Genomic DNA, 12,419 nt, shown 5'->3' with positions numbered 1-12,419 from the left:
TTACTGAAAGTTACAATAACTCATCAGTCGCTTTTTATTTCGCCGTTTTCTCAGGGTCGTATACAGCTACAGCTACACGCGAATCGGCACAACCGTAATATAAGAACCATTTCTTATTATGATATACAAGTCCCTCGATAAATACAGTTCCGGCAGGATATTGCCCGCTCTTTTCGAAATCAGCCTCAGGAACATAAAATGGCTTGTCTAGCTGACCTATTACTTTAGTCGGGTCTTTCAGGTCGAATAATACCTGTCCGGCACAATAGGAATTAGCTGTATATAGTGTATCGCCTTTCGCTCCGGAATCATTTTTCCCGTTGTATAACAATAATATACCATTATCAGTCATTATTGCCGGAGGGCCGCATTCAGTAAGAGAACTATCGAATTTTCCTTTTCTCGGCTTTATCAGTTTTTTTAAATCACCGTTTTCTTCCAGCATTGGTTCCCAATTTACAAGGTCGTTGGATGATGCGATATTTACGAAATGTTCGCCCCAGTACATCCAGTATTTGCCGTCTATCTTAGCTATGACCTGTTTGCCATCGACAAGTTTGGTAATGATAGAAGCTGATTTTGAAGCTTGATCAAAGAAACGTCCATTGTAAGCTTTGGCAAAAGCAGGACCGTGTTTTTCCCATTTCTGTAAGTCTTTGGTTGTAGCTACAGCAAGACGGGGCGTCTTTTTATTCCACTGAGTATAAAACATTACATATGTACCGTCTTCGGTTACTGCTACACGTGGGTCTTCGCATCCGCCCGGCCATTCCAGTTCTTTCTGGCTGTCATTAGCAGGGTAGAATACAGGTGTCGTTTTACGCTCGAAATGTAGCCCGTCATCCGACGATGCATATCCCAGCCTCGATGTGCGTCCTCCGATACCTTCGCCGGATTTATCTTCGGCGCGGTAAAGGACAACAATTTTGCCGTCGTATATTGTAGCTGCAGGATTGAAAGTGTCATTAGATTCCCAATCGACCGAATCTTTAGTTATCGGGCAATAAAAACGCGTGTCGGGATTTGGTGATATAACAGGATTGATACCTTCGGGACGCTGAAAATCAGCCCATGCCCAGTCAGGAAATTGAGGTGATTCAGCGGCTATGGGCTCTGTCTGTTTCTTTCCCTGACAGGATATAAGTCCTATTGCCAATATAAGAAGGCTCAGATTAAAAGTGATTTTTTTCATGATGGTGTTTATTATAGATTTAAAATGTTATTTCTCGATTCCCCATTTTTCGTTTGGTGTATTTCCCATAAACAATTCCAGTTTGCTTCCTTCGGCTATAGATGAAAAGTCTATATAACATTTATTATACTCTTTGCCGTTGAGCGATGCCCTTTGGATATAAATGTTCTCAGGTGAATTATCATGAGCAATAATTGTGAATTTTTCACCCTTAGCATAATCGGGGTTTAGTCTGTATTCCACAGTGCTGAATACGGGGCTTGTTATTTCAAAACGTGTGTCGCCCGGACATGCAGGATGTATACCACCGGCAGCAAGCACATACCAAGCCGACATTTGTCCTACGTCTTCATTACCAACGATTCCCTCTACCGAGTTTTTATATGCCTTATTGCAAATATGGCGTGTCCATTTCTGGGTAAGCCACGGCGTATTAAGATGATTGAACAGGAACGGTACGAGATGAACCGGTTCATTTGCATGGTTATAATAATTGTTCCATAGCAAATCCTCAGGTGTCTGATCGAAGAAATAAGTGAGATCGGCAATTACTTTATCACGGCCTCCCATTAACTCTACCATTCCCGGAATATCATGCGGAACAAACCATCCTTGTTGGTAAGGATTGGATTCGGTACAGCCGTACCATTCTTTCAGGCGACCTTCTTCCGGCCATGGTTCCCATGAACCGTCTGCCATTCGCGGACGAAACCAGCCTTTTTCTTTATCGAAAATATTCCGGTATGCCTGCCCTTTTTTAAGAAAAGCTTTTTCATCTTCACTTTTACCGAGGCCTTTCGCCATCTGTGAAATACACCAGTCGGTATAAGCGTACTCCAATGTGTTGGAAATACCGAGTGCTGTAGTATAGCCTAATTCGTCGTTTCCGAATTTCTTGGATGTATTCAGGGCATACTGATATGCTTTATCGATGTCGTAACTTCTGATACCTTTTACGTATGCATCGGTCAGAACCGATATTGCGGGATTTCCAATCATACAACCCGAATAAGAATTCATTATCTCCCAACGTTCATAATACTCTCTTCCGCTTTGATCGGCAAGGGTAATCAGTGAATTCAGCTGGTCACTAACCAGACGTGGATTTATGATCGTCTGTAACGGATACTGGCTGCGGAACACATCCCATCCGCTGAATATGGTACGTTTAGTAAAATCATTGGTTTTATGTATCTGCATGTCCCCGCCAACATATCGGCCGTCTACATCGGCATAGATGCGGGGATCGATCATTGTATGATAGAGTGCTGTATAGAAGACTGTTTTCTCACTGTCCGAGCCTCCCGATATTTTGATACGGCTCAATTCTTTATCCCATGATTTCTTAGCTTCATCTTTTACTTTATCAAAATCTTTATTGGCGATCTCAGCTTTAAGGTTTTTTTCTGCACCGTCCATATCTACAAATGATATGCCCACTTTAAGTGTTACTTGTTCATTTTTTTGTGTTTCAAACTCGGTGAAAAAGCCCAGATGTTTACCTTCAAGTTCTGTTTGTCCTTTTATAACAGGCGCTTCGGAAACTCTTTTCAGATATGTTTCGCTGACTACATCCCTGTTCTTGCGTTGCCAGCCGTCCGGTATATCGGCACTCCAGAAAGCGTAATTATCCAACGGTTTACTGAATTGGGCATAGAAATATACAGTATAGTCTGTGCCGCCTGCACCATCTCCCCAGCCGCCACCTTCGGGAGAGCATTTCATCCAGCCTTTTATCGTATTTTTATTCACAACTTTTATGTATTGCTGAACAGATGTTCCGCCCACTCTTCGGGCAAGGTCGATCTGTATACGCGACTGCTTATTTTCGGGAAATGTAAAGCGAAGAATACCGCTGTGAGGCGCTGCAGTTGCTTCGGCTTTTATATTGTAATCAATTAACTCAGCCAAATAATAACCGGCTTTTGCAGTTTCTGTGCCTTTGTTATAAAGAGAACGGTAACCGCTGATACTGCCGTCTTCTTTACCCGCTATTATCTTTAATTCTCCTGTGGTAGGCATTACAAGGAAGTTCCCGAGGTCACCGTACCAGCCCACACCGCTCATTTGTGTAAAGGCGAATCCTTCTATGGTTTTATGCTCGTAGCTGTAACCCGGACCGTTGTCGCCGCCTGTTATGGTATTCGGGCTTACCTGCACCATTCCATAAGGGGTGGCTGCCCCGGGAAAGGTTTTGCCCAATCCGTGATATACTCCGGCCGAACCGACACTGGTACTGGCTCCTATAAAAGGATTGACATAATCAGACGGTGCGAAACTTTCTGTTTTTATCTCCATTGTACAGCTTGTAATTATTATGCAAAGGCTAATGAAACAGGAGATTGCAATTTTTCTAAACATAGTGTTTGATTATAATATTTTAATTGATTTTTATATTCCAAACCGAGGGATGCCTGCCAAGCACTTTATTATCTTAGAAAAAGATATAATGTTGAGGGTAACAACAAATATAACTTTATTCATAGGGTATGGGGCTTTTCATAGATGCGTTGTTCATATATACAAAAATAATATAATTTCCGTATGTATCTTAATTTAAATGGTTTGTTTGACTGAGATATCGGATAAATATCTGTAATTCAGAATTTTTGAAAATAAAAACCACCGGTGACGGATAAATACATTAACACATCATCGGTGGTTTTATAAATATTAAATAAGTGAATTCTTATTTTCTTTCTTGTATGATTTTTACTGGTCCTAATAAACCGGTTTCTTTTAATTGCGAATCTTTTCTCGGTCCGTTTATAGTCCAGGTTTTCCTGTCCTTTTCCGGTTGATTAGCGTCGTATACCAGACGGTTGAACCATGTACTGGTTACTTCTACGGTAAGTGTATTTTTTCCCACTTTAATCACATCTGATAAGTCAAGACAATAAGGCGGTGCCCATAACGTGCGTAATTGTTTGCCGTTTACCGATACCGCTGCTATCATATCCACCTGTCCGAGATCCAGCGTGTAAGACATTCCCTGTTCTATTTTGCCGATATCGAAAGATGTGCTATATGTTGCCGTACCTGAAAAGGCTTTTCCTTCATCAGATATATCCAAATCTTTCCATGGCTTCAAGTCCGTTATTTGCAGCGATTGTGGAGCGCCCCAACCCGTCGGAAAAGAAAGTGTCCACGGATTGGAAAGTGTGACGTACGAAACAACTTCATTTTGTACTTTCGATATTGCTTGCGCCTTCGTAGTAATTCCTTTTCTGAATACTACGAAGCAGGAGCCCGCTTGCGGTAAGTCGAGTTCTACTGATGTTCGGTTACCGTCGGATTTGCCTGCTACGGATTTGGATTCTCCGGTTACCGGGTCCCATATTTCAATATTCCCGTTACTACGGAAATCGAGAGCGCCTTTAAATCCGCGACCTTTCGGAGCACAAACGAAATACCAATCGGCTCCGTCTATCTGGCGATGTGCCCATAAGGCATCCCCACCTGTCACATCCGGAGTCATTTTCAGTTCATCGAGAGCAGTATCTAGTGTGGTATTGGAAAATACAAGACCCCTGCCTACTTTACGTACAACACTCTGACCACCTTTTCCCCATATGTTGTTTACAGCCGTATCGAAACGTTTCTGTGCTGCACTTCCTCCGGTGAGGGTAACTAATTTTTCTGGAGCATTACCGACAATAGTTGCTCCCGCACGTACAAGTTCGTATATTTTTTCTATAGTTTGGGGCAACATACGCGGAGCATCAGGTATCCACAATACGCGATAAGAAATTCCTTCGGGTGTTACCAACATTCCGTCTTTTACAGATATTCGGTTCAATAATATATCCGGGTTACAATAGTCATATTTGAACCCTTGTGGGAATGGTGCATTCTGATTTGGTTTTTGATTTATCTCATCTCCCAGATACCATAATACGTCTGAAACAGGTTTACCTCTTTCGAGCATGTAACTGCAACGGGAAAGATAAGAAGTTAGTTCGGGCATAAATTTCCACCATGTCTGTCCACGTAGGAAAGGTGTTCCGATTCCCGAACCGAAAGATGTTCCGGGTGGGAAAAACGGTTCCTGCGGATTGTGTGTATACGTATGGAATACAAGATGTGTAACACCATCGATCGTATTTATATTAGCAACTTCTTTAAGCATATCGAAATGCTCATCCCATGTCAGGGAAAAAGAAGTGAAAGCTTCGGCAGCAAGTCGCGTTTTGCCATAGAGACGAGCAGCAGAAGCAGCCGGTTTAATAGGTTTAAAATTCGGCGAACCGACAAAGCCGCTTGTAATCGGTTGCCAGAACTCACACATCGGCACATCGGCATATTTAAAATATTCGAGGATATCGGCAGGGAAGACATCGCCCGCAGCCGTTTCATAGGTCATATATAAACCATTTTGATGAGCCAGTTCGGCCATGCCTCCGTAAAAGTTATTGGCAAATAAGTCGTTAATTGTGGCGCGCCAGTCGTAAAGGAAACGGGTAGTAGTTTCATGATCTTTAATCACATACCCGAATACGGCAGGCAACCATTTGCGAAGCTGATAATTCGCTACACGTTTAAATTCGGCTTCCATTTCGTCAGTCCATGTCTGCGTATAGCATTCCCAGCTATCGATGAGCATACCTTCCAGTTGTCCGTTAGCTAACGGACCGTCTTTACCGATAAGACGTCCTATATAACCGTCAAACTGTGCTTTAGGCCCTGATTTAGAAAGTTTGTTACATTCCCAGCCTTTACCTTCAGCCGGTGCCGGGCCGTTTTTTTCTCCGGTATTTACATGTCCTATACGGAGTACTGTCCAGTTGCCCGTCGGTGCTGTCCATTTCAGGTTCCCGTCTTTATCCATCATCGCTGTAAGGTCGACAATCTGTTCGGGAGATATAAAAGCCTTAGGCGATTGTTCGGGGAATGCTCCGGCACGTTCAAGTCTGCGCAGAACCCATCCGGCTTCCGATTCCCAGCTGTTTTTTCGTGCGGCAGAGAACAAACGAAGCGATGAAAGAGCCATATTGTATTTGTTGACAATAGATATCCGGTATTCATTGACTCCGTACACATCCGAACAAGCAAGGGTAATGGGTTTATTTCCCTGTGAATTTTCCTGCGGCATATCGGTCGCCAACATATCTTTTACACTGCCGTCGGGTAAAATAGCCTGTATCTTGACAGATACTCCGGGTTCGTAACATTGAGGATGATTGAAACTATTCACAGCAGGAAACTCTACAGAACGAAGAGTGACTGCTTCGGGGAAAGTAACTTCTACCCAGTGTGGCTTATCCTCGGTAGTGGGAGCAAATTTGATCGGCTGTTTTGCCTTTCCAGCAAAGTAATCCTGCCAGTCGGCCTGATTACTGCTTTTTACTGACTGAGGCACAAGTGGCTTATCCGTATCATCGAGCGGGGTAGGGAAGGCCAGTACTGTAATATCTTTATAGTCGCGCCACGGCTCATCGTTTGGTTCGGGAACAGGTAAGGGTTTATAAATTGTTGTACCACCTTTTATATCCGTCCGGCTCCATGCCAGATGACGCATTGCATTCGATTCCTCTATCCATGGGCCACCTGAAGTCGCCCATCCGGGGCAATTGAGCATTGTAAGGCGCAGCCCCAAACGCTTACATTCATCGGCTGTGTGACGTACTGCATCGTCCCATAGAGGACTCAGGCAAGCTATCTGTGGTTCTACTCCCGGCCATGGGCCTCCAAACTGTCCATGGAATAATTGGATACCGGAGATTCCAGCTTTTGCGACTGCTTCCAAGTCCCTTGTTATCCCTTCTTTGGAAACATTGCCGCCGATATAATGGAACCATGTTTCGGGGTAATAAACTTTGGGCGGAGCAGCAAATGCTTTCCTGTCGTGTTCCCCGAAAGGCCTATACAGTTCGTCCTTTGAGGGTAGGAAAGGGGCATGTACAACCTGTGCAAGAGAAGAAAGAAAACCTGTGCACAGGAAAATAATTCCCATAATAAGGATTAAGGATAATCTTTTCTGTTTCATTTAGTTGTTTTTATGATAATTCAAGGTATTATTTGATTTGGTAAATCGGGCTAAAAAGATCTAAGGACTGTAAATATAATAAACAGTCCTTAGAATTGAATGCTAATTAGTACCTAATTCATCTCCAGCAAAACTGTTAATATAGAATTTAACCAATATCTTATTTAAGATCGTAACCCGGGTTTTGTTCCAAACTATTTTTACTTTTCTGGATCTCCGAGTAATGGATAGGTAAGCGGTAAAATGCATCTTTCCATTCATCTTTTCGGGAATCCTGAGTCAGTTTATATCTCTTATACGTGAATTTACCGTCTTTTTCCTTAGTAATTTCATGACCCATGATATGGGTAGTTTCTGTTTTATCGGCTATTTTCCAGCGACGTACGTCAAAGTAACGATGACCTTCGAATGCCAGCTCGATAAAACGTTCGTGATATATTCTCTCCAGTAGTTTCTCTCCCGTATCAGTTATAGCCGGCATTTTTACACTTTCCCGTCCTCTTATTTTATTTATATATTCACGGGCAAGGTCTTCATTTCCCAAATGATACTGAGCTTCTGCATAATTCAGATACATTTCAGACAGGCGGAATAATGGGAACGGCCCTGTATAGTGTCTCGTTTCGGCAATCCCCAAATCTTCTTCAATAAATTTTCTTAGATAGTAGCCTGTCATGGAGGCATCCTGACTATTAAGGTCCTTGCTATATGTCGGCGGATCGGTAGATACATCTTTATAAATCTCGATCTTACGGTCTCTGAATTGTGCGCCATTGTAGTATACAGATGCATAGAAGCGCGGGTCACGGTTTGCAAAAGGATTAGCAGGATCGTACATTGATTTAGGGTTGACAGTACCCAATTCCGAGTCTATTACAGGAATTTCGCCATCCGTCGTTTCATACGCATCTACCAGATTGAGTGACGGAGTAACCCATGCGCGGCCGTTATCGCCGGCAACACCCATAATAAATGTAAAGTTTGTAGAAGACGTTTCATTGAATTCCTTACAAAGAATGAACTCACTGCAGTTTACATCGATAAACATTGTACGGTAATCTGTAGCAAGTGTATATCCTTTATCAAAAAGATCTTCCGCTGCATCCGCTGCATCCTGCCATCTTTGCATATCGTTATTCGGATTGTTCAATTTGCTGGCATGATACAATAGTACACGGGCTTTCAGGGCACGGGCTGCATTTCCGCTAGCCCTGTTCCTTACAGCCGGACGGTCGGGAAGCGCAGTGATTACATCATCCAAGTCTTTTATGATGTAAGCGACGCATTCTTCCCACGATTTCCTTTTCACCTGCGACCAGTCACTGGATATGTCATATACTTCTTCTATGATAGGAACACCGCCGTATGCCCAAATTAACTTTGCATAGATATAGGCGCGTACGAACTTTATTTCTGCTGTAAGCGTTTTTTTTACTTCTGCATCTACAGGTGATGAATCTATGTTCTTGAAGAATGCGTTTATATTCTGGATATATCTGTAAGAATCATCCCATGTGCGTAAAATATTGCTCAGGCTGTTTACATTGTCAGATGTTAAGATATTTTCCCTAATAATGTTTACACTTCCTCCGTTATATTTGGCAAAATTATCATCGGAGAAGTACATTATCTGATAATAATTACTGTTATTACATATGCCGGTATATTGCTCATTTACATACATTTTAAGCAAATTTTCGTCCTGCCACACAAGAGATTCCGCATATCTGTCGGTCGGGGTAAGGTCGAGCACATCACTACAGGACGGCATCAACATTATGGTTATTAAACCTATTATATAAATAATCTTTTTCATTATAGTATGTTTTAGAATGAAATATTAAAACCGATATTGATTAAACGCATAGGATTCAAAGTCCATCCTCCATAAGTAGCTTCGGGGTCGATACCGAATTTGTGCATACTATCGATAGAGAATAAGTTTGTTCCGCTTAAGTATACTCTGGCTTTTTCCAGTCCCATTTTAGATGAAATATGGCGTGGTACGTTATATCCGAGTTCAGCGTTTTTCAATTTAAAGAAATCGGCACATCTTTGGGTAAAAGTTGTTCCGCCTATTCCGTAGGCAGTACCCAAACGTGGCTTTGTTCCGTTTGGATTGTCGGAAGTCATCGTATCTTCTGTCCACCACTGTAATATATTTCCACCACCATTTTGTGTAGAAGGGTTTACCCAGTCCTGACGAAGATAGAATATAGCGCGAGCCTGTCCCTGGAAACCAAGCATAAGGTCGAACTGTTTGTAGGTGAGGTTTATATTCAAACCGTAAATGATATCAGGAATGTTGGTTAAATCCTGACGTATGCGGTCAGCATCAGTTATTTGACCGTCTCCGTTAGCATCTAATAATTTAATATCTCCGGCTACAGTTCCGGCTCTTTTAGGAACACTTGCATCGGCAATATCTGCTGCACTGTATATTCCTATTGCCTGATATCTAAGTTCGGCACCTATAGGCTTACCTTCTCTTTTCTGATAATCTTCCGACATAGGAGTTTCATCCATGTAAATTATTTTATTCTTGGCATAAGTGAAGTTACCTGATATAGAGTAAGAAAAATCCTTATTAGGTTCATCTCTGAAACCAAGCATAAATTCAACCCCTTTATTTTCGGTTTTACCGATATTTTCCTGAGGAAGGCTCAAACCTGTAAAACTAGGAATGGATGCCTGACGCTGTGCAAGAATATCGCTTCTTTTTGTTTTGAACCAGTCGAATTCGAAAGTCAGCCTGTTTTTAAGGAATCTGGTTTCAAGTCCTATGTCGTATGTCTCGGCAGTTTCCCATGTTATATTAGGATTAGGCGTATTTGCTTTTGAAATTCCCTGATATTGTGTACCGTTGAAAACATATCCTCCAGCCAATGTATACATTGTCATATATTGGAATTTATTATTGTTAACGGCATCGTTACCCATTTTTCCCCATGATCCGCGAAGCTTCAGGTTATCAAGCCATGTGAGATTTTGCATGAAATTTTCTCTTGATATAGTCCATCCGCCCGATACTCCGGGGAAAAAACCGAACCGTTCTCCTTTAGGGAAATTCTGCGAACCGTCATATCTGAACTGGAACTGCAGCATGTATTTGTTATCGTAATCATATTGTACACGGCCGAAATAGTTCTGCCGGGCATCTCTTCCCGAGCCGCTTTCATTTTTCTGTGTATTAGCATCTCCGGCACTTAATTCTTTCAATGCTCCTGTAGGGAAGTTACTGCGCCTGCCTTGCAGATAAGTATTTCTGGCTTCACTTTGTTCGAAGCCGACGAATGCATCTACAGTATGTACATTATTGAAAGTATTCAGATAATTGATACGTACATTTCCTGTCATAATTTCAGTTCGTTTTTCTTCAATGTATAATTGTGGCGCATCGATAGAACCTTTATACTTCTCATAAGTATTGGTGTCTTCATGGTAACGATATACATAGTTTATATTTTCGAATTGTTTGAATTGCTGACCAAAATAGTCGTACGCCAGACTTCCTCCTACAGACATGCCCTTTACCCACGGCAGTTTTATTTCTATTGTAGTCTGTCCGTTAAACACCCAGTTAGGAGAGGTGATATTTCCGGCTTCTCCCGAGGTATATGTAAGCGCATTGTCATTACCCCAGCCCGGAGCAGCATAATTTGTGCCCGGCCAAATAGCATGTTTGGTAGGGGCGCTAAGGCCTATGTGAGAATATATACCACCGTCATTAGCCGAACCGTTACGAGGCAACACGCGCTCTGTATATTTACCGAACAGGTCGAATGTAATCTTTATATAGTCGTTTACTTTCGCATCTATATTCGACCGCAGGTTATACATGTCGTTTTTCATCGCACCGTTCTTATACGGCGTACCTTGTTTCAATAAGCCTGCCGATACAAGGTAAGTGAATCGTTCAGAGCCACCTGTGAGTTGCAGATTCGCTTTATCCTGATGCGACCATGATTTTTGCACTTCTTTGTACCAATTGGTATTCGGATAATGCTGTGGGTCTGAACCATCGGCAAACTTTTGAATTTCATCATCTGTCCATGCAGGTGATAATCCTCTGATCTCGTTAGCCAGATTCTGTGCTATGGCATAAGAATGGGAGTTGGCCATTTTCACCAGACGGGTAGGCTGCGAGAAAGAATGATTGTAAGTAAGAGTTATTGTCGGTTTTTGCCCGGCTTTACCACGTTTTGTAGTTACGAGTATAACACCATTAGCAGCACGTGATCCATATATTGCTGCAGAAGCGTCTTTCAATACACTGATAGATTCTATATCCTCAGGGTCTAATCTCGATAATATACCACCTTCTTCCGAACGAACTATACCGTCGATTACATACAACGGGTCGTTTGATCCTGTAAATGTATTTTGGCCCCTTATACGTATAGATGTTCCTTCATTTCCGGCTTCACCTGTACGTGTATTGATAATAACACCCGAAAGACGTCCCGCAAGACCTGCTATCATATTGCCCGACGGGCTCAATGATATATCTTTGGATTTCAGATTGCTTATTGCACCTGTAATCACTTCTTTTTTCTGCGTGCCGTATCCTACAACTATCACATCGTCGAGTAATTCATCGTTTTCCTGTAAGGTAATATTCAGATGTGTACTCATATCGGCAGTAACTACAATTTCCTGAGCGATATATCCGATGAAAGTTATCTGAATTGTTTTGCCCACAGGCACAGATATGGAGAAGCCTCCGTCTACATCGGACATAACTCCGTTGCGGGAGCCTTTTTCGACCACACTGGCGCCGATGATAGGTTCGCCCTCACTATCGGTTATAGTACCGCTTATGCGTTTATTTTGCTCTGTAGCAAAAGATTCACCTATCTTTTTATTATTTGATAATATAATGCTTTTATCGAACACAGTATAGGCAACATCGGTTTCGGTAAACATTTGATCTAAGACTTTGAAAATGTCTTTATCTTCGGCCGAAACTTTCACCTTCCTGTCTATATTTATTTGAGAGGTATTGTAGAAGAAAGTAAATTCCGATTGATTTTCAATCATTTTCAATACTGTTTCTACTGTTTCATCATTTACATTCAGATTTAATTTCTGAGATTGGGCGTAGCTGTTTGTTGCGTGTACTATGTTTATAGAAAGACATAGTATCAAAAAGAGGATTTTCATAGTTAAAGGTATTTTTTTAAGTGTGATCCACGCGATCTTTAATATCCAATGGGCTTGGACATGAAAATTTTTTTCCAT

At 41.9% G+C, this 12,419-nt stretch carries 5 protein-coding genes; all 5 read right to left on the bottom strand.

Annotated features, from left to right (window positions below; all coding sequences use genetic code 11):
- Positions 1–34: 34 nt before the first annotated feature.
- Positions 35–1,192 (bottom strand): glycoside hydrolase family 130 protein, encoded by a 1,158-nt coding sequence (locus tag K348_RS0100690; protein WP_029901932.1) that lies wholly within the window; start codon positions 1,190–1,192, stop codon positions 35–37.
- A gap of 27 nt (positions 1,193–1,219) precedes the next feature.
- Positions 1,220–3,553 (bottom strand): GH92 family glycosyl hydrolase, encoded by a 2,334-nt coding sequence (locus K348_RS0100685; protein WP_029901931.1) that lies wholly within the window; start codon positions 3,551–3,553, stop codon positions 1,220–1,222.
- Positions 3,554–3,881: 328 nt separating this feature from the next.
- Complete coding sequence (locus tag K348_RS0100680; protein ID WP_029901929.1) at positions 3,882–7,178, bottom strand: glycosyl hydrolase; 3,297 nt, start codon at positions 7,176–7,178, stop codon at positions 3,882–3,884.
- A gap of 160 nt (positions 7,179–7,338) precedes the next feature.
- On the bottom strand, positions 7,339–8,994 hold the full coding sequence (locus K348_RS0100675) for a RagB/SusD family nutrient uptake outer membrane protein (protein WP_029901927.1): 1,656 nt from the start codon (positions 8,992–8,994) through the stop codon (positions 7,339–7,341).
- Between the two features lie 11 nt (positions 8,995–9,005).
- The gene (locus K348_RS0100670) at positions 9,006–12,341 is read right to left on the bottom strand and encodes a TonB-dependent receptor (RefSeq protein ID WP_029901925.1); all 3,336 of its coding nucleotides are present in this window, start codon (positions 12,339–12,341) and stop codon (positions 9,006–9,008) included.
- Between the last annotated feature and the right edge of the window lie 78 nt (positions 12,342–12,419).

The sequence above is a fragment of the Prevotella sp. 10(H) genome, assembly GCF_000711235.1.
Classification (GTDB): Bacteria; Bacteroidota; Bacteroidia; order Bacteroidales; family Dysgonomonadaceae; genus Dysgonomonas.
Note: the sequence above shows the minus strand (reverse complement) of the source record. Positions and strands in the feature narration are given on the sequence as shown.

Bases quoted from the DNA above. Each gene is read 5' to 3' on its own strand.
- K348_RS0100690 (WP_029901932.1), bottom strand. From the start codon at position 1,192: ATGAAAAAAATCACTTTTAATCTGAGCCTTCTTATATTGGCAATAGGA.
- K348_RS0100685 (WP_029901931.1), bottom strand. From the start codon at position 3,553: ATGTTTAGAAAAATTGCAATCTCCTGTTTCATTAGCCTTTGCATAATA.
- K348_RS0100680 (WP_029901929.1), bottom strand. From the start codon at position 7,178: ATGAAACAGAAAAGATTATCCTTAATCCTTATTATGGGAATTATTTTC.
- K348_RS0100675 (WP_029901927.1), bottom strand. From the start codon at position 8,994: ATGAAAAAGATTATTTATATAATAGGTTTAATAACCATAATGTTGATG.
- K348_RS0100670 (WP_029901925.1), bottom strand. From the start codon at position 12,341: ATGAAAATCCTCTTTTTGATACTATGTCTTTCTATAAACATAGTACAC.